Annotated in this window: 23 protein-coding genes; 11 read left to right on the plus strand and 12 right to left on the minus strand. The window is 65.2% G+C overall.

All coding sequences use genetic code 11. The annotated features are described in order from the left end of the window. Positions 1 to 9: 9 nt before the first annotated feature. On the minus strand, positions 10 to 762 hold the full coding sequence (locus tag A2J02_RS06605) for an SWIM zinc finger family protein (RefSeq protein WP_068048330.1): 753 nt from the start codon (positions 760 to 762) through the stop codon (positions 10 to 12). Beyond that, positions 762 to 3,593 (minus strand): DEAD/DEAH box helicase, encoded by a 2,832-nt coding sequence (locus A2J02_RS06610; RefSeq protein WP_068048332.1) that lies wholly within the window; start codon positions 3,591 to 3,593, stop codon positions 762 to 764. The genes A2J02_RS06605 and A2J02_RS06610 overlap by 1 nt, the downstream gene beginning before the upstream one ends. An 80-nt stretch (positions 3,594 to 3,673) precedes the next feature. Between A2J02_RS06610 and A2J02_RS06615 the strand changes: the two genes are divergently transcribed. The 3 genes from A2J02_RS06615 to A2J02_RS06625 all read left to right on the plus strand — a co-directional run bounded on the left by A2J02_RS06615 (position 3,674) and on the right by A2J02_RS06625 (position 6,237). Next, positions 3,674 to 4,579, plus strand: coding sequence for an NADP-dependent oxidoreductase (locus A2J02_RS06615; protein ID WP_068048334.1), 906 nt, complete (start codon positions 3,674 to 3,676; stop codon positions 4,577 to 4,579). Positions 4,580 to 4,676: 97 nt separating this feature from the next. Continuing rightward, the gene (locus A2J02_RS06620) at positions 4,677 to 5,399 is read left to right on the plus strand and encodes an HNH endonuclease family protein (protein WP_068048337.1); all 723 of its coding nucleotides are present in this window, start codon (positions 4,677 to 4,679) and stop codon (positions 5,397 to 5,399) included. Positions 5,400 to 5,409: 10 nt separating this feature from the next. Continuing rightward, positions 5,410 to 6,237 carry a shikimate 5-dehydrogenase gene (locus A2J02_RS06625; protein ID WP_068048338.1) on the plus strand — a complete coding sequence of 276 codons (828 nt, stop codon included), beginning with the start codon at positions 5,410 to 5,412 and terminating at the stop codon, positions 6,235 to 6,237. Position 6,238: 1 nt separating this feature from the next. On the opposite strand, the gene nagB is transcribed toward A2J02_RS06625, so the two are convergent. The 3 genes from nagB to A2J02_RS06640 are packed head-to-tail and all read right to left on the minus strand — an operon-like array spanning position 6,239 to position 9,447. Beyond that, entirely contained in the window at positions 6,239 to 7,018 is a 780-nt protein-coding gene (gene nagB / locus A2J02_RS06630) for a glucosamine-6-phosphate deaminase (protein WP_068048339.1), read from the minus strand. After that, positions 7,019 to 8,203, minus strand: a complete 1,185-nt coding sequence (locus A2J02_RS06635) for an N-acetylglucosamine-6-phosphate deacetylase (protein ID WP_068048340.1) — start codon at positions 8,201 to 8,203, stop codon at positions 7,019 to 7,021. It abuts the gene before it with no gap. Next, a complete protein-coding gene (locus tag A2J02_RS06640) occupies positions 8,200 to 9,447 on the minus strand; it encodes a PTS transporter subunit EIIC (protein WP_068048343.1) in 1,248 nt (415 codons plus the stop codon). Before A2J02_RS06640 ends, A2J02_RS06635 begins: the two co-directional genes overlap by 4 nt. 175 nt (positions 9,448 to 9,622) lie before the next feature. On the opposite strand from A2J02_RS06640, the gene A2J02_RS06645 reads away from it, so the two are divergent. Continuing rightward, positions 9,623 to 9,853: a glucose PTS transporter subunit EIIB gene (locus A2J02_RS06645; protein WP_032393491.1), complete on the plus strand. Its 231-nt coding sequence runs from the start codon at positions 9,623 to 9,625 to the stop codon at positions 9,851 to 9,853. After that, positions 9,850 to 10,311: a PTS sugar transporter subunit IIA gene (locus tag A2J02_RS06650; protein ID WP_068048345.1), complete on the plus strand. Its 462-nt coding sequence runs from the start codon at positions 9,850 to 9,852 to the stop codon at positions 10,309 to 10,311. Before A2J02_RS06645 ends, A2J02_RS06650 begins: the two co-directional genes overlap by 4 nt. Positions 10,312 to 10,313: 2 nt before the next feature. On the opposite strand, the gene A2J02_RS06655 is transcribed toward A2J02_RS06650, so the two are convergent. Next, a complete protein-coding gene (locus tag A2J02_RS06655; RefSeq protein WP_176460457.1) occupies positions 10,314 to 11,057 on the minus strand; it encodes a GntR family transcriptional regulator in 744 nt (247 codons plus the stop codon). 182 nt (positions 11,058 to 11,239) lie between these two features. Between A2J02_RS06655 and A2J02_RS06660 the strand changes: the two genes are divergently transcribed. After that, on the plus strand, positions 11,240 to 12,457 hold the full coding sequence (locus A2J02_RS06660) for a benzoate/H(+) symporter BenE family transporter (protein ID WP_068048348.1): 1,218 nt from the start codon (positions 11,240 to 11,242) through the stop codon (positions 12,455 to 12,457). Positions 12,458 to 12,467: 10 nt separating this feature from the next. Beyond that, complete coding sequence (locus A2J02_RS06665) at positions 12,468 to 12,941, plus strand: acyl-CoA thioesterase (RefSeq protein ID WP_068048350.1); 474 nt, start codon at positions 12,468 to 12,470, stop codon at positions 12,939 to 12,941. A 4-nt stretch (positions 12,942 to 12,945) separates the two neighbouring features. On the opposite strand, the gene A2J02_RS06670 is transcribed toward A2J02_RS06665, so the two are convergent. Beyond that, the gene (locus tag A2J02_RS06670) at positions 12,946 to 13,971 is read right to left on the minus strand and encodes a phosphotransferase family protein (protein WP_068048352.1); all 1,026 of its coding nucleotides are present in this window, start codon (positions 13,969 to 13,971) and stop codon (positions 12,946 to 12,948) included. A 114-nt stretch (positions 13,972 to 14,085) separates the two neighbouring features. Continuing rightward, a complete protein-coding gene (locus A2J02_RS06675) occupies positions 14,086 to 14,409 on the minus strand; it encodes a hypothetical protein (protein WP_068048355.1) in 324 nt (107 codons plus the stop codon). Positions 14,410 to 15,002: 593 nt separating this feature from the next. Here A2J02_RS06675 and A2J02_RS06680 point away from each other — a divergent pair. Further along, a complete protein-coding gene (locus tag A2J02_RS06680; protein WP_068048358.1) occupies positions 15,003 to 15,716 on the plus strand; it encodes a hypothetical protein in 714 nt (237 codons plus the stop codon). A 40-nt stretch (positions 15,717 to 15,756) separates the two neighbouring features. Here A2J02_RS06680 and A2J02_RS06685 read toward each other — a convergent pair whose 3' ends face one another. From A2J02_RS06685 to A2J02_RS06695, 3 genes are read right to left on the minus strand one after another with little or no spacing between them, the layout of a single operon-like run. Continuing rightward, the gene (locus A2J02_RS06685; protein WP_037193418.1) at positions 15,757 to 17,178 is read right to left on the minus strand and encodes an NAD(P)(+) transhydrogenase (Re/Si-specific) subunit beta; all 1,422 of its coding nucleotides are present in this window, start codon (positions 17,176 to 17,178) and stop codon (positions 15,757 to 15,759) included. After that, the gene (locus A2J02_RS06690; protein ID WP_068048360.1) at positions 17,178 to 17,501 is read right to left on the minus strand and encodes an NAD(P) transhydrogenase subunit alpha; all 324 of its coding nucleotides are present in this window, start codon (positions 17,499 to 17,501) and stop codon (positions 17,178 to 17,180) included. Before A2J02_RS06690 ends, A2J02_RS06685 begins: the two co-directional genes overlap by 1 nt. Beyond that, the gene (locus A2J02_RS06695) at positions 17,501 to 18,619 is read right to left on the minus strand and encodes a Re/Si-specific NAD(P)(+) transhydrogenase subunit alpha (protein ID WP_068048363.1); all 1,119 of its coding nucleotides are present in this window, start codon (positions 18,617 to 18,619) and stop codon (positions 17,501 to 17,503) included. The genes A2J02_RS06690 and A2J02_RS06695 overlap by 1 nt, the downstream gene beginning before the upstream one ends. Before the next feature lie 245 nt (positions 18,620 to 18,864). Between A2J02_RS06695 and A2J02_RS06700 the strand changes: the two genes are divergently transcribed. Together A2J02_RS06700 and A2J02_RS06705 are read left to right on the plus strand one after the other, a co-directional pair. Beyond that, on the plus strand, positions 18,865 to 19,314 hold the full coding sequence (locus A2J02_RS06700) for an HIT family protein (protein WP_068048366.1): 450 nt from the start codon (positions 18,865 to 18,867) through the stop codon (positions 19,312 to 19,314). After that, a complete protein-coding gene (locus tag A2J02_RS06705) occupies positions 19,311 to 19,955 on the plus strand; it encodes a Type 1 glutamine amidotransferase-like domain-containing protein (RefSeq protein ID WP_068048368.1) in 645 nt (214 codons plus the stop codon). The genes A2J02_RS06700 and A2J02_RS06705 overlap by 4 nt, the downstream gene beginning before the upstream one ends. A 24-nt stretch (positions 19,956 to 19,979) precedes the next feature. Here the strand turns inward: A2J02_RS06705 and A2J02_RS06710 are convergent, their stop codons facing one another. Continuing rightward, positions 19,980 to 20,291: a hypothetical protein gene (locus tag A2J02_RS06710; RefSeq protein ID WP_068048371.1), complete on the minus strand. Its 312-nt coding sequence runs from the start codon at positions 20,289 to 20,291 to the stop codon at positions 19,980 to 19,982. Between the two features lie 192 nt (positions 20,292 to 20,483). On the opposite strand from A2J02_RS06710, the gene A2J02_RS06715 reads away from it, so the two are divergent. Next, the coding region (locus A2J02_RS06715) for a DUF3558 family protein (protein WP_231911420.1) at positions 20,484 to 20,869 on the plus strand (386 nt) is incomplete at its 3' end.

Here is a 20,869-nt window from a genome sequence, read left to right on the forward strand (position 1 = left end):
CAGAAGTCGTCACATTCGGTCGTAGAACTGCCTCAGATCGGCACCGGCGCGACTGACCTCGGCCTCGGAGGAGCCGTCGGCGCGGAAGATTCGACGCAGGATCAACGGATCGAGATCGTCCATCGCGGGAGCGAACGACACCTGGGGAAGTTGGGGGAACGACGCGCGATCGCCGAACCAGTCATCGGGGTCGAACTCGTCGTCCCCGTCGCCGACGCCCTCGATCAGTTGATCGAGATCGACTCCACGCAGTGTCAGGATGGTGGCGGCGGATGCGTCGATGTGCTCGGCGGCGATGTACATCAGCGCCGCCGCGTGTTTGCAGGGCCACCCGTCGTCGGGGCACGTGCAGTCGAAATCGAGCTGCCCCTTGTCGTGCGGCAGCAACACCGACGCCAGCGCCTGCGGAATGGCGTTGGAGGCCAGCTCGGCCAGCATGCCGGGGTTCGAACGCACCCGGCCGACCAGTGCGGCAACCTCACCCTGAGTGAGCGGGTCGACGGTGACCGAGGCCGAGAACGGCTCGAGCTGACTGCCCTGCACCTCGCCGTATATCTGCCCGCGCTCGACCCCGAGAGTGAGCACCTGCCCTTGGCGCGCATACGTTCTACCCCGAGCGATCCGGCCCGGATCCGCGAGGTCTTCCATGGCCGCCACGAAATGCCTGCCCCACCACGTCTGCCCGAAGGCACCGCGCTTGTTTCTGGACTCGATGCCGCCCTTGGCTTTTCGACGCTTGCCGTACTGCGAGAAGTCGACCATCACTCCCCCACCGCATCCTCACTGAGGCGGAACAGTTCCTGCAGCTCCGCGGTGTCCATCTCGGTCACCCAGTTCTCGCCGGTGCCCACCGCCAGATTCGCCAGGTCCTGCTTGGAGACCAGCATCGAGTCGATCCGTTCCTCCACGGTGCCCACGCACAGCAGTTTGCGCACCTCGACGTTCTTGCGCTGCCCGATGCGAAAGGCCCGGTCCGTCGCCTGATTCTCCACCGCCGGATTCCACCAACGATCGAGATGAACAACATGGTTGGCGGCCGTGAGGTTCAACCCGGTGCCGCCGGCCTTGAGCGAGAGCATCATGATCGGCGGACCGTCGTCGCTCTGGAACTTCTCCACCATCTCGTCGCGCTTGGCCTTGCTCACCCCGCCGTGGAGGAACGGCACCTCGGTGCCGAATCGTTCGGCGAAGTAGGGTGCCACGAGCTCACCGAACTCCCGAAACTGCGTGAACAACAACGCTTTCTCGTTGTCGCCGAGAATCGAGTCGAGCATGTCCTCCACCAAGCCGATCTTGCCGGAACGATGCTGACCCCTCTTGAGCACCGGCGAGCCGTCGGACAGGAAATGGGCGGGGTGATTGCACACCTGTTTGAGGCGAGTCAGCGCGGACAGCACCGCGCCCTTGCGCTTCATGCCCTTCGCGTCGGCGATCTGCGCCATCATCTCGTCGACGACCGCCTTGTACAGCGCAGCCTGCTCGGCCGTGAGGTTGGCGCGCACGGTCATCTCGTTCTTCTCGGGCAGATCCGAGATGACTGTCGGATCGGTCTTGACGCGACGCAGAATGAACGGCGACGTGATGGCGCGCAGACGCGAAACCGCGCTCTCGTCGTTCTCGCGCTCGATCGGAACCGAGAATCGCTTTCGGAAATCCGACGGCCTACCGAGCATGCCCGGATTGGCGAAGTCGAGAATGGACCTCAGCTCGTCGAGACGATTCTCGACCGGCGTTCCGGTGAGCGCCAGCTTGTGATCCGCGGGGATCGCGAACGCCGCCTTGGCCTGCACGGTGCCCGAGTTCTTGATGTGTTGCGCCTCGTCGAGGACCACACGACGCCACGTCTGCTCCGCCAACTGCGCGCGATCCTTCGCCATCAGCGCGTACGTGGTGACGATCAGATCGTGCTCGGCGATCGCCCGGTCGAGCTCCTCGTCGCGTAGTCGCGTCGGACCGTGATGCACCAGAACCCGCAGTGCCGGCGTGAATTTCGCCGCTTCACGCTGCCAGTTGCCGACCACCGCCATCGGTGCCACCAGCAGTGTCGGCGTCGAACTCTTCTCGTGCGCGAGCAGTGTCAGCACCTGCAGCGTCTTGCCCAGCCCCATGTCGTCGGCGAGTACCGCCCCGAGACCGAGCCGACTCATGAACGCGAGCCAATCGAGCCCACGCTGCTGATACGGCCGCAGAGTCGCGTTCACACCGTCGGGCACCGGGATCGTCTCCGGCACCGCACCGGGCTCGAGCAACGTGGCCGCCCAGCCGGTGGCGCGGATGTCCTGGACCGGAGCAGGTGGCGGATCGGCCAACGTCATCTCACGCATCAGCGTGCTGAGCGCAGTCCCGTCACCGTGATGCTCGGCGACGTACTTGGCGGCTCGCGCGAGCTGACCGCCGTCCGCGAGCACCCACTGACCGCGGAGCCGCACGAGATCGCCCTTCGAGACGGCGAGCCTGTTCATCTCCGCCTCGGTGAGCACCATGTCGCCGAGTTGGAGTTGCCAGTCGTAGGACACCAGTTCGTCCATGCCGACCGCCCGATCGGCTGCCGCTTTCGTCACCGCCGGTGAATCGACGCGCAATCTCATCGACGGATCGAGCCTCGTCCAGGCCCGGGGAAGCAGAACCGTGGTTCCGGTGGCCTGCAGTGCCGTCGCACCGTGTTCGACGAGGTCGATGACCACCGAAGTCGGAAGCAACAGATCCAGGGTGCCTTCCTGCGACGGCAGATCGCGCAGTCTCGGGTACGCCGCCACGGCCTCACCGAGCTTGCGCACGGCGATGGAGAGCAGCGTGGCATCGACCTTGCGGCTCATCGGAACCGGTCGCGGCGCTTCGCCGTCCGCGCGCAGACACACCTGCAGCGTCCAGTACGACTCCACCGCTTCCTCGGAGGAACTGTCGACGGCGTCGTCGTCATCGGGTTCGAGCAGCCGGAGCACCAGCGAGGGTTCGTCGACGGTGAGGCTTCCGCGCCACTTCTCGAGCAACGTCGACATCTGTTGAGTGCCATCGGCATACGGGTCGTCGCGAACCAGAGCCGACAACAGTGGATGCTCCGAGTCGGGTCTACCCAGAACCGATCTGACGATCGGATCGGTGAGCTCCTCCACCATGTCGTCGAGAATCTTCTTGGGCCGCTCACCTGCGCGCTGCACCGACGGCATCGCGACGGCGAGTTCGCTGAGCCAGGCACGTTGACGCTCGCCCCCGACCAGACGCCACCGTGGCCACCACTGCCCGTCCATCAACTTCAGGGCCGGAACGACGCGACCGCCGCGGACCCAGCGTTCGATTCCGCGGGCGACATGCGCCAGGTAACGGAGGTCACCGGAGATCGCCGCGTGGTCCGGCGGCGTCCGCAACAGCAGATCGGCGCCGTCGTGCGGGGCGAGTGCGATGGCCGGAACCTGCACCGGGGCCTGCGCGGTGGCGGCGCGTCCGGGTGCCGGAAACGACACCGCAGCACGGTGCCGGAACGTTCTGGTGAGCACGTGCGCGTGGGTCGGCGGCAAGTCGGGTTCGTCGCCGGTGGTGATCTCGTCGTCCCACAGCATCAGCCCGGCACCGGGAGACCAGAGACCGTGCAGCATCGGTCCATCCAATCAGCAAGCACCGACAGACTTCGGGTGAGGCGCTTCGAGTGAGTCGCTGGGTGAGGCACAGTATGTGCATGATCGCGTACGGCTTCAGTGAATACGGCGGGCCCGACACCGAATACCTTCTGGACCTACCCGTCGCCGAGCCGGGACCTGGCCAGATTCTCGTCGCGGTCCACGCCGCCGGCGTCAATCCCGCGGATTGGAAGGTGCGGGCGGGCAATCGCAAGGACACCGTGCCGATCACCCTGCCTGCGGTTCTCGGCCGGGAAGTATCGGGCACGGTCGTTTCGGCCGGTGCCGGTGTGGCCGACTTCTCGGTGGGCGACCACGTGTTCGGAGCCACCGCGTCGGGATACGGAGGCTATGCGCAGTACACCGTGCTCAACGCGTCGAGCACAGCCCACAAGCCCGAATCCGTGTCCTGGGCGGCCGCAGCCACTCTGCCGGTGGCCGCCGGGACCGCATACGACGCGCTGGCGCGGCTCGCCGTTGACACGGGTGACTCCATCCTGGTGCTCGGCGCGGGCGGCGGCGTGGGTTCGACCGTTCTGCAACTCGCGCGAGCCGACGGTATCGACGTTCTCGCAGTCGCGAGTACGGGCAAGCAGGAGTGGATCGAGAGCCTCGGAGCCGAATTTCTCGCCTCCGGCGCCGATTTCGTCGACTCGCTGTCACGACCGGTGAACGGCATCATCGATCTCGTCGGGGGCGAGAGCTTGCGCGCCGCCGCGACCGCTGTGACGGCGGGGATACCGATCGTCAGCGTTGCCGACCCGGTGCTCGCGGCGCAGTGGGGTGGTTCCGGTGTCGATCGCGACCGCACCACCGCGGCATTCGCCCGGCTGGCCGACCTGACTGCGTCGGGCATCATTCGTCCGCGTATCGACCATGTGTTCCCGCTCGAGCGTGCGGGTGAGGCTCTCGCTTCGGTAGAGGACGGGCACGTGCTCGGCAAGGTCGTGGTCGAGGTTCGCTGATGCCGGGTTGGCGTGAGCGGAGAACTGTCGGTGTCTTCCGGCACACTGCTGACGCAAGGAACGACAACCGAGGACCGAGATCGACGATGGGGCGTGCGTGAGAAAGCTGTGGGTGGCGGTACTGCTGGTGATCTCTGCGGCCGTGATGGCTGTGTTCGGCTCGTGCGACCGGCCCGTCATCCCCGGTTTCTCCCCCGCCGAACCCGCTCCGGGTAGTCCCACTCGCACTCAGGTCGAGCAATTGCTCGCGCAGGTTCGCGTGGCCGCCGCCAGGCCCGACGCCCTCGGCTACGAGCGCGGATGCAAGAGCGGCGAAGGGTGTGTGTTCGGCCCGGCGTGGACGGACGACTACGACGGGCCGGGTGGTCACGACGGCTGCGGTACCCGCGACAACGTCCTGGCGCTGTCGATGACGGAAGTCGAATTCCGCGCCGGCACCCGCGACTGCGTCGTGCTGTCGGGTTCGCTCGCAGATCCGTACTCCGGTGAGCCGATGCAGTTCACCAAGGCCGATGCCGGAAAGATCCAGATCGATCACGTCTACCCCCTGTCCGCCGCGTGGGACATGGGCGCGAACACGTGGTTGCCCGACAAGCGAATTCGGTTCGCCAACGACGTGGCGTTCAATCTGCTCGCGGTCAACGGAGTCGACAATCAGAGCAAGAGCGACAAGACACCCTCGCAATGGTTACCGCCGAACGAGGCCTACCACTGCTTCTACGCGGGAAAATACCTGTCGGTCGCCGCCCAGTACGAGTTGCCGATCACCCAGGCCGATCATGGTGTTCTCGCTTCGGTCGCCTCGACGTGCGCGGCGTAAAGTCTCAGCGATGGCACCAGCACACGCGCGCAGCTTCCTCGACCGTGAGACACAGCTCTGCATGTCCCTGTCCGGCCGACCGAGCAACATCGGAACACGCTTTCACAACTATCTGTACGACGAGTTGGACCTGAACTTCGTCTACAAGGCGTTCACCACCACCGACCTCGCCGCCGCGGTGGGAGGCGTTCGCGCGCTGGGCATTCGAGGCTGCGCCGTGTCCATGCCGTTCAAGGAAGATGTCATCGAACTGGTCGACGTGATGCACGAGTCCGCCAGCGCGATCGAATCCGTCAACACGATCGTCAACGAGAACGGCGTCCTGCACGCATACAACACCGACTACCAGGCCGTCGCGAACCTACTCGGCGCGAGTGGATTCTCGACCGATTACTCGGTGGCGGTCACCGGCAGCGGCGGTATGGCCAAAGCTGTCGTTGCCGCGCTGCGGGATTCGGGTTACACCCGGGGTACCGTCGTCGCCCGCAACTCGAACACCGGCCCCGCCCTCGCCGACACCTACGGCTACGACTGGTCCGCCGAAGCGGTGGGCGCAGACCTGTTGGTGAACGTGACCCCGGTGGGTATGGCCGGCGGACCGGACGCTGATTCGGCACCGTTCACCGACGAGCAGATCGACGCGGCGAAAGCCGTGTTCGACGTCGTCGCCATGCCGTCGGAGACGCCGCTGATCGTCGCCGCTCGGGCCGCCGACAAACCCGTGATCACCGGCGCTCAGGTCATCGCCCTGCAGGCGGCAGAACAATTCGTCCTCTACACCGGAGTCCGGCCGTCGGACGAACAGATCGCGCGCGCATCGGAGTTCTCGCGCAGGTGACTCACAGGTGCTGCCACCGCGGCTTGTTGGCGTAGGCGTACCGGTAGTACTCCGCGAGTGCGAGCGACGACGCCGCGGCCTCGTCCAACAGCACCGTTGCGTGCGGGTGCCATTGAATGGCCGACGCCGGACAGTACGCCGACAGCGGTCCCTCGACGGCCGCCGCCACCGCATCCGCCTTCGACTCCCCCGTCGCGATCAACACGAGGTGCCGCGCCTCGTCGATGGTGCCCAGCCCCTGCGTCAGTACGTGATGCGGTACGTCCTCGGGAGAATCGAAGAACCGGGCATTGTCGACGCGCGTCTGTTCGGTCAGCGTCTTCACCCGCGTCCGCGATTTCAGTGAAGATCCGGGCTCGTTGAAGCCGATGTGCCCGTCGGTGCCGATTCCGAGGATCTGGACATCGACGCCACCTGCGGCCGCGATCGCGGCGTCGTACCGCTGCGCCTCTGCAGCTATGTCGTCCGCTTCGCCGTCGGGCGAGAACACCGCGGCGTCGTCCAGGTCGACGTGGTCGACGAAGTTCTCTCGAATGAACGAGAAGTACGACTGCTCAGCGGTTTTCGGCAGTCCGATGTACTCGTCGAGGAGGAAGGCGCGACAAAGCGCGAACGACAGGCCGTCCTCCCGATGCCGTCGAGCCAATTCGCGATAGGTGCCCACCGGGGTCGACCCGGTCGCCAGTCCCAGTACAGCCGGACCGGCTCGCACCACTCGTTCGACGATGTCGGCGGCCGTTCGATCCACTGCGTCGACCCCCTCGAGGATCACTACCTCCATCTAGCTGTCCTCTCCGATTGCAGTTCCGCCTCTGATCACCTGCAGTGGCTCGAACGCCGCGTCGACCACCAGGACGTCAGCTCTCATGCCCTCTTCGAGGCAACCGATCTCGGAGTCGAGGCCGATCGAGGCCGCCGGAGTCGACGATGCAGCCCGCACGGCCTCGACCAGGGGCACGCCGGCGTCCAGCACGGCTCGGCGCACCAGGTCCAGCACGGTAGCGGTTCCGCCCGCGATCGGAGCGGTCTCGTTGTCTGCGTCGCGGGCCAACCGTGCAACCGCGTGGCGGACGGTCACATCCAGTGGTCCGAGTCGATAGCGACCGTCCGGCATACCGGCTGCGGCCATCGCGTCGGACACCAGTGCGATCCGTGCGCCACCGACGAGATCGAACACCGCACGCACGGTCTCGTCGGCGAGATGCACTCCGTCGCCGATCAATTCGAGCACCATCATGCTGCGCGCCGCGGCCGCCAGGCATTCGCTCACCGGGCCCGGCGACCGATGATGCCAGGTCGGCATTCCGTTGAACAGATGTGTTGCAGTCATGGGGCCGTCCCCCAACGACTCGATACCGCGTCGAGTGGTGAGCGCGTCGGCGTCCGTGTGCCCGATGCTGGGAAGTATTCCGTTCTCCCGCAACATCTCTGCGATGACGGGGAACCCGTCGATCTCGGGCGCCAGGGTCATCGACCGCACCGCGCCGCGGCCCGCGTCCAGTATGTCGCGGAGCAGTCCGGGATCTCCGCTGCGCAGCGAGGCCGGATCCTGTGCGCCGCAGCGTGCGACGGCGAGAAACGGCCCCTCGAGGTGGACGCCTGCGATGTCACCGGATTCGTACAGATCGGCCAACAGCGACGTCTGCGCGATCAGCCGATCCGGCGGTGCCGACACCAGTGAGGCGAGCATCGTCGTGGTCCCGCGAGAGCGGTGATGCCGTACCGCCGTCATGAGATCGACGGCCGGTGAATCGGGAAACGACGTTCCAGCTCCACCGTGGCAGTGCAGATCGACCAACCCCGGGAGGATCGTCGAATTCGTTTGCGGGACGGCCTCACCGGGCCACGCCGATGTCGGCCCGACCCACGAGATCCGGTCTCCCGTCGACGCGACGACGCCGTCCTCGATCACCCGGTCGCGCGTGACGACCCGTCCGCGGTGCGTCGTCGCAGTGGATGCGGTCATGCTCGGTCGGGTTCGAGCACGGCGTCGTCCTCACGTCCGGGGGTGCGCAGGTTCCACTTCTTGATGACGAAGCTGAACAGGAAGTAGTAGATCACCGCGTACACCAGGCCGATCGGAATGAGCAGCCAAGCCTTGGTGGCGATTCCGTAGTTCAGCAGGTAGTCGATGCCACCGGCGGAGAAGAAGAAACCGTCATGGATTCCGAGGGCATTGGTCAACGCCATCGAGGTTCCGGTCAACACCGCGTGGATGATGTAGAGCGGCCAGGCCACGAACATGAACGAGTACTCGAGCGGCTCGGTGATCCCGGTGACGAAGGCAGTCAGGCCGGTGGACAACATGATTCCGCCGACGATCTTCTTCTGCGACGGCTTGGCATTGCGGTAGATCGCGAATGCCGCAGCGGGAAGGGCGAACATCATGATCGGGAAGAATCCGGTCATGAACACTCCGGCGGACGGGTCGCCGGCGAAGAACCGGTTCAGATCGCCGCGGACCAATTGACCGCTTGCATCCTGGTAGTCCCCCACCAGGAACCAGACGACGGAATTCAGAATGTGGTGCAGCCCGGTGGGAATGAGCATGCGGTTGGCGAAACCGTAGATTCCGCTGCCCACCACACTGTGGTCGGCGACGGTGTTGCCCACCCATTGGAGAGCGCTGTAGAAGAGTGGGTACACGAACGACATGATCACGGCGACGACGAGACCGGTGATCGCCGTCATGATCGGCACCAGACGACGGCCGCTGAAGAAGCCGAGATAGTCCGGCAGCTTCTGGCGATAGAAACGCTGCCAGAGAATTGCCGAGAGCAGTCCGATGACGATGCCTGCCAACACGCCGTAGTCGATCACGGCGGGGTCACCGTTGGCATCGACCTCTCCGTCGAGCACGACCGGCGACATTGCCGTGAAGACGCCGTTCATCACCATGTAGCCGACCACCGCTGCGAGCGCCGTCGAACCATCGGACTTCTTCGCCCAGCCGATGGCGATACCGACCGCGAAGATGAGGGGAAGCCAGGTGAAAACCGACTGACCGGCGGCGGAGATGACCGCAGCAGTGGTCTCCAGTGCGCTGAATCTCCCCAGCAGGTCGTCCTGACCGAGCCGCAGGAGAATTCCGGCGGCAGGCAGAACAGCGATCGGCAGCATGAGGCTGCGACCGAACCGCTGCAGCCCGGCCAATGATCGTGATTCCTTCTTCGGCTCGGTATCGATCGAGTCCGTCTTCTTCGGGGTCATGGCGACCTTCTCTTCGAGGCTGGTCCTTCGAGGGCGATTTCGCTGTTGTGACCGGATGCCATCAGGGGTACTGTCCGGTCATTACCAGTTGTAGTTTGGCCAGGTGGCAGGCTCGTGTCAACCCGGCCGTGTGATCCACCCGACAGATACAAGCCGACAGAAAGCGAGAATCCACATGTCCAAAGCGGACGCGATCGTCGAAGGCCTCGGCGGTGCCGACAACATCGTCGAGATCGAAGCGTGCATCACTCGGCTGCGCACCGAGGTGAAGGACGGGTCGTTGGTGAACGAGGCGGCGCTCAAGGCGGCAGGTGCCCACGGCGTGTTTCACAAGGGAACCGCCGTTCAGGTCATCGTCGGCCCCGAAGCGGACACGCTCGCAGAAGACATCGGCGACATCCTGTGAGCGCACGGGCGATCCTCAGCCCGGTTGCCGGGCAGGTCATCTCGCTCGCCGATGTGCCGGACCCGGTGTTCTCGGCGCAGGTGGTCGGCTCCGGTGTCGCGCTACGCCCGGCTCCGAGCGACGGGGCCGTCGAGGTTCGGTCACCGGTCGCGGGCACGATCCTCAAACTCCATCCGCACGCGTTCGTCGTCTTCACCGAGGACAAGGCGGGCGTGTTGGTGCACATCGGCATCGACACCGTGAAGATGAAGGGCGCGGGCTTCGAACTCGTTGCCGCAGAGGGTGATCGAATCCAGGCCGGCGACCTCGTCGTCACCTACGATCCCGCAGCGATCGCGGCGGCAGGCTACTCGGATGTCGTTCCGGTGGTACTGATGGACTCGAAGCCGGATTCGGTCACCAGTGCAAGCATCGACAACACCGTGGCAGTGGGCGATCTTCTGTTCGAGCTGCCCTGATCTCACCGACGCTGCGGGGTGCGCCGCCCGCCTTCGACTTCCATCGACAGTTGATACCGATCGCAGCGGTACCAGCTCTCGGTGTGTTCGAGCGGCTCGTCGCCGCTGAAGGAGACGCGGTCGAAATACAGCACGGGGGCACCGCGCTTGGTGCCGAGCAGAGTGGCGATATCGCTGTCGGCCGCAGTGGCTTTGACGGTCTGCTCGGCCCGGTCGATGGTCAACCCGTAGTGGATCTGCACGGCCTCGTACACCGATTTGCTCAGGTCGTGCTCGATCAGGCCGGGGAGCAGGGAAGCCCGGTACCACGCGTCGTCGACGCTGACCGGTTCGGCGTCGGCCAGCCGGAGGCGCTTGACGTGGTAGGTCTGTTCGCCGTCGGCCAGGCCGAGGGCACGAGTCGTTGCCGCCGAAGGGCTTTCGAGCCGTGCGAACAGCACCACCGTGGTAGGCGTCAATCCTTGCGCGCGCATCTCCTCCGAGAACGACGCCAGGTGCAAACGAGACTGAACGGTGCGACTGGCCACGAACGTGCCCTTGCCACGCACCCGAACCAGGTGTCCGTCGTTGACGAGCTGGCCGATGGCCTCGCGGACGGTGATGCGGCTGACGCCGTAGTCCTCCATCAGTTTTCGCTCGCTGGGCATCAGATCGCCGGGTTGCAACTCCTTGGTGCAGCGGTGCAGCAGAATCGCGCGAAGCTGTTCGTGCTTCGGGACTTGACTGTCCCTCAGATGTACGGGCATCACCACTGCGCCGGCCTTTCCGTCACTCGCCGACCCAGCGGTACGGACTGGTCCGGTCCAACCCAAAGACTACGTCACGTCGACCGTGCCCCGACAGCGTTCGGCCACCGACTCCGAGCGCCGACCCGGCGCGACGGGAAACGACGCGACAGGCGACGGCCCACAGTGCATCATCGTCAGTCGTGACCACTGCCGACGCCGCCGACAGACCGACGCCGCTCTCGACCCCCGTCAGCGCGGGAATCGTGGCATCACTGGTCGGCTTCACCAGCTCGTTCGCCGTCGTGCTGACGGGCCTGCGGGCGGTAGGGGCAAGCCCGACCGAGGCGGCCTCCGGATTGCTGGCGCTGTGTGTCACCCAGGCCGTGGGCATGATGTGGCTCGCGCGCAGATACAGACAGCCCATCACGCTGGCGTGGTCGACGCCGGGCGCTGCGCTGCTCGCCGGAACCGGCATGGTGGTCGGAGGGTGGCCCGCCGCAGTGGGTTCGTTCGTCACTGTTGGGGTGCTGATCGTCCTGACCGGCCTGTGGCCACGACTCGGTGCCGTGGTCTCGAAGATCCCGATACCACTCGCTCAGGCGATGTTGGCCGGAGTGCTGCTACCGCTGTGCGCGGCACCGGTCGTTGCATTCGCCGACTCCCCCGCCCGGATAGCTCCGGTGGTACTCGTCTGGCTGCTGGTACTTCGCTTCAACGCGCGCTGGGCGGTGCCCGCTGCGTTCCTCGCGGCAGCTGCAGTCATCGCAGCGGACTTGATCGGCGGCGGCACACCCATCGCGGCCTCCGATCTGATTCCTCGGATCGACTGGACGATTCCGCACTGGACGTGGCAGGCGACCGTCGGTATCGCGGTGCCGCTGTACATCGTCACCATGGCGTCGCAGAACATCCCGGGCACCACCGTCATGGCGTCGTTCGGCTACCGAATTCCTTGGCGTGCGTCGATGACCGTCACCGGAACCGGAACCGTCCTCGGCGCTTTCGCGGGTGGGCACACGATCAACCTCGCGGCGATCAGCGCTGCGCTCGCGGCGAATCCCGGTGCCCATCCGGACCCGAAGCGGCGATGGGTCGCGGCGTTCTCTGCCGGCTCCTCGTATCTGGTGCTGGCGCTGGCGTCCGCGGCCCTGGCGACCCTGGTTGCCGCAGCGCCTGCAGGCGTGGTCGAAACCGTTGCCGGACTTGCCTTGTTGGCAACTCTCGCCGCGTCGCTGTTCGGTGCACTCGAACATGCGTCGGACAGGGAGGCGACCGTTCTGACGTTCCTCGTCGCCGCTTCCGGCCTGACGTTCGCAGGAATCGGCTCCGCATTCTGGGCCTTGGTCGTCGGGCTGGTGGTCCGAGCGATCCTGCGTCGGCAGTCCCCGGCGACGCCCGCTTCCGACGCCACTGGTTAGGGTCACGTTCATGACCGATCAGGTGAACCCAGGGCCGGAATTGTCGCACGCATCGGACTTTCCGGCTCTGTGGCCCGTGACGACGCGATGGGACGACAACGACCACTACGGCCACGTCAACAACGTCACCTACTACGCGTATTTCGATACCGCCGTCAACGGTTGGTTGATGGAGACGACCGGACTCGATATCCGGACACTGCCGGCGATCGGTGTCGTCGCCGAAACCTCGTGCCGCTACCTGTCCGAGTTGAGCTTCCCGGATCGACTTCAGGTGGGCCTGGCCGTCGAGAGGCTGGGCACCCGAAGCATCGTGTACTCGCTCGGGTTGTTCCGCGAGGCCGGCGACGATGCGTTGGAGTTGGCGGCGAGGGGTCGATTCGTACACGTGTACGTCGATGGGGTCACCCGTAAGCCGGTGGCGATTCCGCCCGAAATCGAGAGCGCAGCGCGCACTTTGGTGATCGGGACCGCGTCGAGCTGACCGACTACAGGCCGATTTCGTCGGCCGTACGCAATGCCCTGGTGACTATGTCGTCGATGGGCGTCGTCGTCGGCCCGCCTGCCACGGCCCGGTTTCGCGAGTCGGCTTCCATCCGGCGCATGACGCCTTCGGCGATGATCGAGAGCTTCCACAGCGCCAACACCTGCCAGAATCCGACGTCGGAGACGTCGCGCCCGGTGTGCTGCGCATACGACTCGACAAGCTCGGCCCTGGTGGGAAAGCCCGGCAGAGTCGAAGCCATGAACGGACCAGCGAACCCGTCGTCGGCTTGCGGCCAGTAGGCCAGCAGACCGCCGAGGTCCGCCAACGGATCTCCGAGTGTGCACAGTTCCCAGTCGACGACCGCCGCGACACGGCCGTCTTTGCGGGCCGTGATGACGTTGCTCAGGTGGAAGTCTCCGTGCACCAGGGTCACCTCGTGCTGCGGAGGAATCCCCGCTGCCAATCGAGTTGCCAGCGAATCGATACCGGGTACGTCGCGAGTGCGCGAGGATTGCCACTGCTTCGTCCACCGGGCGAGTTGGCGAGCGGCGTACGGTTTGTGACTGGCCAGATCTGCCAGACCCGCGGAGTCGAGATCGACGCGGTGGATGTCGGACAGCGCCACCGTGAGGCCGAGTCCGATGCGGCGTCGGTGATCGGGGTCGAGTTGTTCGGCTGCCGCCACCGAGTCGACGACGATCCCGTCGACGAAACTCATCAGCACGAGCGGGACCTCGGACACCGAAGGATCCTCGGTGATCGCAATCATCTTCGGAACCGGCACCGCCGTGTTCTGCAGGCCGGACAGAATTCGATGTTCGCGCACGACATCGTGTGCGGAGGCCAGCAGATGCCCCAGTGGTGGACGGCGAAGCACCCAGTTACTGCCACCGGCGTCGCGGACGGCGTAGGTGAGATTGGACTGACCGTTGCCGATCCGCTGAAAGGTGAGGGGCGAGGTTGCGCCTATCCCCAATCCTGCGATCCAGGTCGATACTGCGTCTTCGTCCAGTCCCACTGCGCCCATACAGAACCCTCACTTCGCCGCGCGACACCGTTGTCGCCTGCCGTCACCGGAATTCGACCGATAGTAGCGAAGCGGAACCTGCCCTGGTGCGAAAGACTCCGGGCTCGGGGCGTGTCAGCTGGCGCGCACGAACGCGGGGACCAGATCCGGTGCGGCAGGTACTGCGGCCGGCACCGCTGCGCCGCGCTTGACGGCGATTTCGTCCACTTCACCGATCAGCATTGCGACCAACGTCTCCGGTTCTGCCGCCCACACCGAGGAGATGTTGCGCACCTCGGCCGGAGCGAAGAGGCCGCTGTTGGTCAGTGCATCGATCCACTCGGCGACGGCCTCGGCGGTGGGCTCGGGCACCGTGGATCGATCGAGGGAGTCCGCCTCGAACTCGTTGCAAAAGAAGGCGCGGACCATGTCGAGCTGTCCCTGAGACATTGCGGTCATGTTCTTCTCCTTCGAATGTCCGGCGTCCGTAGTTGTCGAATACCCCGTGGCTACGGGTTACGACGGGTAGCACGGTCCGTTTCCAGATCGTTATCGTTTGGGCTGTAACGGTCGAATGCGGGTTTCCGATGCGGCTGAAACTACGCCCTTCCGGTGGGTCTCGCCCAGGGTGAACTGGACTATGTGAGTATCGTCACACAGTTTTACCCATCCGATCAACGCTTTGCAACGAAGTCATAGTTCGCTTTACGAACTGCTGTGATGGGGAACAATGGGAGGACAAATGCCCAGCTGAGAGGGCCGAGGGCCGACCCGGGGTGCTGTTCGACACTCGGACATGAGCACCACCGAATCGAATCCACCCCGCTCCGTTCCAGGTCAGAGGATTGCTGCCACGCATGCAAACATGTTCGCGCACCTGAATATGGCGCTGAAACAAACTTCCAGAATTTGACGGCGCAGACTCTGCTCCTCGACAATTCACGGTTCCGCACACGCGACCCGGTGTGATCGAATCGTTACCAGAGCAATGATCAGCCGGTTCCCAAGTTCCTCACATCCGCCGTTCAGCAGGTTCTGGCACCGTGGCACCCATGTCACCACCGAGCCTGGACTCCGGACCGATTCGCGCGTCGACCGACGCAGAGACGACTGCGCTGCCGTCCAGCACCTCGAGCCGCAGACGCAGGCGAGCCGTCGTCGCGCGCTCGGCCGTGTCAGGTGCCTCTGCGGTCCTGCTGCCGATCTTCCTGATGTGGGCACCGCACATCGCAACCACGACGTCCTGGGAATCGACCCCGGCCGCGGCACTGGCCGCTCATCTGCTCGATGCGATCGATGTGACCGCGGTGTTGATCGCCGTAGCCGCGCTCGCCGTCGTGGCGCTGATACGCAAGCTGCCGTACGGAATCGGGGTGGTGATCGCCTGCACCGTCGGTGCCGTCGTCACCAGTGCGATCGCTCGCGAGATCATGGGAGCGTCGATGCCGTCCGCAGACCTTCCGAGCGGTCAACTCGTCGCCGTGGCCTCGCTGCTCGGAGCTGCATCCATGGTGGCGTCCGCGGCGTGGCGGCCCGTGATCCTCGGTCTGGGAACGGTCGCAACACTCGCGGTGGCGGCGGCCGCCCTGATCGTCGGATCCGCGTCCGTCACCGGGATCGTGAGCGCCGCATCGATCGTGTTCGTGTGGTGGCCGACGTGCTCGATCGTCATGCTCTTCTCGCCCGATGCAGCTGCCCGTGAAGCCCGCAACCCGATCGACACGGCCGCTCTGGCCGTTCGACGCAAGACGGGGCGCTCCCGTTGACATCAGGAGCGCCCCATTCTGCGTTGCTACGAGGTCGTGACTAGAGAGCTTTGAGCTCCTCGGTCACCTCGGATACCGACTTCTTCGCGTCACCGAACAGCATCGAGGTGCCCTCGGCGAAGAACAGCGGGTTCTCGATGCCTGCGAAGCCCGAGGACATCGATCGTTTGAGGACGATGACCGACTTCGACTGATCCACGTTCAGGATCGGCATCCCGTGAATCGGGCTCGACGGGTCGTTGCGCGCCGCCGGATTGGTCACGTCGTTCGCGCCGATGACCAACGTGACGTCGGTACGGGCGAACTCGTCGTTGATGTCGTCCATCTCCTTCATCGCGTCGTAGGCGACGTCAGCTTCGGCAAGGAGCACGTTCATGTGCCCGGGCATGCGACCGGCGACGGGGTGAATGGCGTACTTGACCTCGACGCCCTTCGACTCCAGCAGCTTGGCCATGTCCTTGACCGCGTGCTGCGCCTGCGCGACGGCGAGGCCGTATCCGGGAACGACGATGACCTGGTTGGCGTACGCCATCTGGATGGCAGCGTCGGCTGCGGAGGTGGCCTTCGCCGTTCCGCCGCCTGCACCCGCAGGACCTGCAGCAGCGTCGCCCCCGCCGAATCCACCGGCGACGATCGCCGGAATGGAACGGTTCATGGCCTTGGCCATCAGGTTGGTCAGGATCGTGCCGGACGCGCCGACGATCATGCCGGCGACGATCATCGCAGTGTTGTTGAGCGCCAGGCCTGCGGCCGCCGCAGACAGACCGGTCAGAGCGTTGAGCAGCGAGATGACGACCGGCATGTCTGCGCCGCCGATGGGCAGCACGACCGTCAGACCGAGAATTCCGGCGAGTACGAGAACCGCCACGATCCACCACTGCGACACCCCGCCGCCCGGAGTGGCGTTGATGCCGATGACCACGGCGGCGGCCACAGCACCGATCAGCAGCAGAGCATTGAGCGGCTGCTGCAACTTTCCGATGGTGATGGGCGAGCCGGGCAGGGTCTCCTGCAGCTTGAGGAACGCGATCAGCGATCCCCAGAACGAGATCGACCCGATGATGGCCGCGAACAGCGACCCGATGACGATGTGGACCGTCGGCGATTCACCGTGCTTGAAGTTCGAGAATCCCGACGTGTCGAGGAATTCCGCCCACGCGATCAGCGCAACCGTTCCACCGCCGACGCCGTTGAACAGGGCCACCAACTGTGGCATCGCGGTCATCTTGACTCGGCGAGCAGGCGGGATACCGAGCGCGACGCCGACGACCAAGCCGACGACGATCAGAATCCAGTTTCCGGTATCGCGAATAGAGATCAACGTCGCCACGACGGCGAGGAACATGCCGACAGCGGCGATCTGGTTGCCGCGCACGGCTGTCTTCGGTCCGGTCAGACCCATCAGTCCGTAGATGAACATGCCGAAGGCGACGATGTAGAGAATGTTGACGAGATTGTCCATCAGGAGTCAGCACCCTTCGTGGCCTTGGCAGGAACGGGCTTGGACTTGAACATGCCGAGCATGCGGTCGGTGACCACGAATCCACCGATGACGTTGACCGTTCCGAACACGAGAGCGACGAACAGGATGACCTGCAGGCCGATGGACGGATCCTCGACCTTGCCGAGCACCACCAGGGCACCGAGCACGACGATGCCGTGGATGGCATTGGTTCCCGACATCAACGGGGTGTGCAAGGTGTTGGGCACCTTGGAGATCACCGCGAAGCCGACGAACCCGGACAGCACCAGGATCGCGATGTTCGCGAGCAGCGGGGTGTACATCAGTTCTCCTTCTCACGTGTCACGCAGGCACCGGCGAGGACCTCGTCCGAGAAATCCGGAGCGAGCTTGCCGTCCACCAACATGAGTTCGAGCAATGCCGAGATGTTCTTCGAGTACAGCTCGCTGGCGTGCTCGGGCATCGAGGCCGGCAAGTTCAACGGGGAGCAGATGGTGACGTCGTGCTTGACGACGGTCTCGCCGGGCTCGGTGAGTTCACAGTTGCCACCGGTTTCCCCTGCGAGGTCGACCACGACGCTGCCCGGCTTCATGCCCTCGACGGCCGCGGCCGTGACCAATCGGGGGGCAGGGCGTCCGGGCACCAACGCGGTGGTGATGACCACGTCGAATCCCTTGATGGCCTCTTCGAGAGCCTTCTGCTGTTGCACCCGTTCGTCTTCGGTCAGCTCACGCGCGTATCCGCCCTCGCCAGCGGCGTCGATCCCCAGATCGAGCCACTGCGCGCCGACGGAACGAACCTGATCCGCCACCTCCGGACGCACGTCGTATCCGGTGGGGCGGCCGCCGAGACGCTTCGCGGTGGCGAGCGCCTGCAAACCTGCCACGCCGACGCCCAGCACCAGCACGGTAGCGGGCTTGACGGTGCCCGCAGCGGTGGTGAGCATCGGGAAGAACCGGGTGGACTCCGACGCTGCCAACAGCACGGCCTTGTAGCCGGCGACGTTGGCCTGAGAGGACAGTGCGTCCATCACCTGCGCCCGTGAGATCCGCGGGATCGCCTCGACGGCGAAAGCCTGTACTCCAGCCGCCTTCAACGCCCCGATGCTGTTCTCCGCGTTGCGCGGTGCCAGAAATCCGATGAGCGTCGAACCCGACGTCAGCTTGGCGATCTCGGCATCGGACGGCGGCGCGACCTTCACCACGACGTCGGCCGACCATGGATCACCGATGGTCGCTCCGGCGGCGACGTACAGCTCGTCGGGAATCAGAGCGCCGAGACCGGCGCCGGACTCGACGACGATCTCGACGCCCTTGCCCGCCAGGGAGGCAACGATCTTGGGCACCAGAGCGACACGACGTTCACCCTCCCCCGATTCCCGAACCACACCGACGACAGTCGTGGATCCCGAACCCTTCTCAGTGCTCTGCGATGTATCCAAATCTCCGTCTTCCTGCGTTGAATGGTGTCCACGAATCGACCAACGGCTCCGAGCCTGCGACGAGCGGACGAACCCATGCGACAAGGCACAAGGTCCCTGATAGTAGCCAGAGGAGACAGACCGCGGGTAGCCCGGAACACAGTCCGATTCGTTCTGAATCGAGTCCGTTTCGACATTCCTCGGCCACGGGGAGCGCAATTGTGATGCGCGCCATATGGGTCTATCGGTGATGAACGGACCCTACAGTGACAACCGTGGAACCTTGCATCTTCTGTGCCATCGTCGCGGGTGACGCTCCCGCGCACCGCGTGTTCGAGAACGACCATGCCGTCGCGTTTCTCGACATCCGGCCGGTCACTCGCGGCCACCTGCTCGTCGTTCCGCGCGAGCACGCCACCGATCTGAACGCGACCCACCCGGACGCGGCCGCAGACGTGTTTCGCGTCGGGCACACGCTGGCGCGCGCGGTCCGGCACTCGGACCTGCGCGCCGACGGAGCCAATCTCGTGATCAACGACGGTAAGGCCGCATTTCAGACGGTCTTCCACCTGCATCTGCACGTGGTGCCTCGTTGGCACCGGGACCGCTTCCGGTTCGCGGCCGGCTTCGTGACACGTCGTCTGAGTGAGCCCGAGCGTGTCGCAGACGCCGTTCGTGTCGGGTTGGCCCGGCTCGATGGCGATCCGACAGCATGAAGCTGTTCCTGTCGTCGTATCGATTCGGTGGCCACTCCGAGGCTTTCGTCGACCTCACCGGCCCACCGTCCGATCTCGCCGTGATTGCGAACGCATCGGACGCGTGGCCGCGCGCCGCTCGCGAATCCTCGCTCACAAGCGAGTTCGTTCCGCTGCGGGCGCTCGGGTATCGGCCTGCCGAGCTGGATCTGCGCGAGTACGTGGGTCGGTCCGCTGCTCTCGACCGCGCCCTCGACGACTTCGGCGCGGTGTGGGTGCGCGGGGGCAACACGTTCGTCCTGCGCGCTCAGCTCGCCCGCTCGGGCGCAGACGAGGTCATCGCCGAGCGTGTTCGGCGAGGATCGATCGTGTACGGCGGATACAGCGCGGGCGCGTGTGTTGCCGCACCGTCGTTGATCGGCGTCGAGGACGCGGACGACCCCGGCGAGGTTCGGCCCGCGACAGGTGTCGATCCGGTGTGGACCGGACTGGGCCTGGTCGGTTTCTCGATCGTCCCGCACCTGAATTCCGTTCTGGACGAGAACGATTCGGGGCATGCAACGATGCAGCGCCTGCGCAGGGACGGCATCGACTGCCGTGGGTTGACCGACGAACAGGCCATCGTCGTCGATGCGTCGGGAACGCGTGTGCTCGGTAGTTGACCGTCCTTCGGCCCGGGCGAGTCTTCAGCCCAGGCGAGCAAGTGGAGCGAGTCGGTCCAGCGAGGACCACGCCAGCGAGCACCGTCTGGCGGTCATTTCGTCCGCGTCGAGCACCAGCATGTCGAACAACTGGCGAGGGGCCTGATGCCACGAGTCGGCAATTTGCGCGATGGCTGCTCGATCGAAGAGCCCGGACTGTGTCAGCGCCTGAACCCACTCGTCGATCTCGCCTCGGTGAATGCGCTCGATGGTGTCGTATTCGATTCCGCCCCCGAGAAATTCGTACGAGAACATCGCGGCCACGTAGTTCCAGGAGTCACTTCCGGGATCGATCATGGTGCAGCCTCCTTGTCGACTCGCACCGCGTGGAGTGCGAGGTTCGCTGCGCTGGACGCTAGCGTGGCGAACTACAAATTTACGTGTCGACGACGCATCGATCTGGTAACGCCTGAGGCTGGTGTTACTGATGTGACTCACTTCGGTCAAACGCTCTCCCTCTCCCCGACAGGGTGGGTAAAGTCCGCGTTCGTGCGCACTCGAGCCGTTGCAGCCTTGATCGCTGCGGTCGCGTGCGGGCTGGTCGGATGCTCGAACACGCCGGCCACCGAGGCCGGTCCGGATACGTCCGAGACGGCCGACCGACCCATCACCGAAGAACTCTTCGTCGGTGAATGCGGCTCGATGGACGACGCAGAAGTGCAGGAACTCACGGCCGTATCCGACCTGACGGCGGTGTCCGAGAACGCCATTCGTTGCCGCTGGGAATCCGCGAGCGGCGCGTACGCGATGTTCACCTGGTACCGCGGCAGCCCCATCGACCGAGAGAGTTCCGTGGCCGAGGCCGTCGGTCGCACCATCGAGCGCATCGATGTGGACGGTCACCCTGGATTCACCGCCGCGGCGTCGGGAGCGTC

Source organism: Rhodococcus sp. EPR-147, assembly GCF_001647185.1.
GTDB lineage: Bacteria > Actinomycetota > Actinomycetes > Mycobacteriales > Mycobacteriaceae > Rhodococcoides.

Coding starts and splice junctions, on each gene's coding strand:
- A2J02_RS06605 (WP_068048330.1), bottom strand. CDS start 762: ATGGTCGACTTCTCGCAGTACGGCAAGCGTCGAAAAGCCAAGGGCGGC.
- A2J02_RS06610 (WP_068048332.1), bottom strand. CDS start 3,593: ATGCTGCACGGTCTCTGGTCTCCCGGTGCCGGGCTGATGCTGTGGGAC.
- A2J02_RS06615 (WP_068048334.1), top strand. CDS start 3,674: ATGATCGCGTACGGCTTCAGTGAATACGGCGGGCCCGACACCGAATAC.
- A2J02_RS06625 (WP_068048338.1), top strand. CDS start 5,410: ATGGCACCAGCACACGCGCGCAGCTTCCTCGACCGTGAGACACAGCTC.
- nagB (WP_068048339.1), bottom strand. CDS start 7,018: ATGGAGGTAGTGATCCTCGAGGGGGTCGACGCAGTGGATCGAACGGCC.
- A2J02_RS06635 (WP_068048340.1), bottom strand. CDS start 8,203: ATGACCGCATCCACTGCGACGACGCACCGCGGACGGGTCGTCACGCGC.
- A2J02_RS06640 (WP_068048343.1), bottom strand. CDS start 9,447: ATGACCCCGAAGAAGACGGACTCGATCGATACCGAGCCGAAGAAGGAA.
- A2J02_RS06645 (WP_032393491.1), top strand. CDS start 9,623: ATGTCCAAAGCGGACGCGATCGTCGAAGGCCTCGGCGGTGCCGACAAC.
- A2J02_RS06655 (WP_176460457.1), bottom strand. CDS start 11,057: ATGCCCGTACATCTGAGGGACAGTCAAGTCCCGAAGCACGAACAGCTT.
- A2J02_RS06665 (WP_068048350.1), top strand. CDS start 12,468: ATGACCGATCAGGTGAACCCAGGGCCGGAATTGTCGCACGCATCGGAC.
- A2J02_RS06670 (WP_068048352.1), bottom strand. CDS start 13,971: ATGGGCGCAGTGGGACTGGACGAAGACGCAGTATCGACCTGGATCGCA.
- A2J02_RS06675 (WP_068048355.1), bottom strand. CDS start 14,409: ATGACCGCAATGTCTCAGGGACAGCTCGACATGGTCCGCGCCTTCTTT.
- A2J02_RS06680 (WP_068048358.1), top strand. CDS start 15,003: ATGTCACCACCGAGCCTGGACTCCGGACCGATTCGCGCGTCGACCGAC.
- A2J02_RS06685 (WP_037193418.1), bottom strand. CDS start 17,178: ATGGACAATCTCGTCAACATTCTCTACATCGTCGCCTTCGGCATGTTC.
- A2J02_RS06690 (WP_068048360.1), bottom strand. CDS start 17,501: ATGTACACCCCGCTGCTCGCGAACATCGCGATCCTGGTGCTGTCCGGG.
- A2J02_RS06705 (WP_068048368.1), top strand. CDS start 19,311: ATGAAGCTGTTCCTGTCGTCGTATCGATTCGGTGGCCACTCCGAGGCT.
- A2J02_RS06710 (WP_068048371.1), bottom strand. CDS start 20,291: ATGATCGATCCCGGAAGTGACTCCTGGAACTACGTGGCCGCGATGTTC.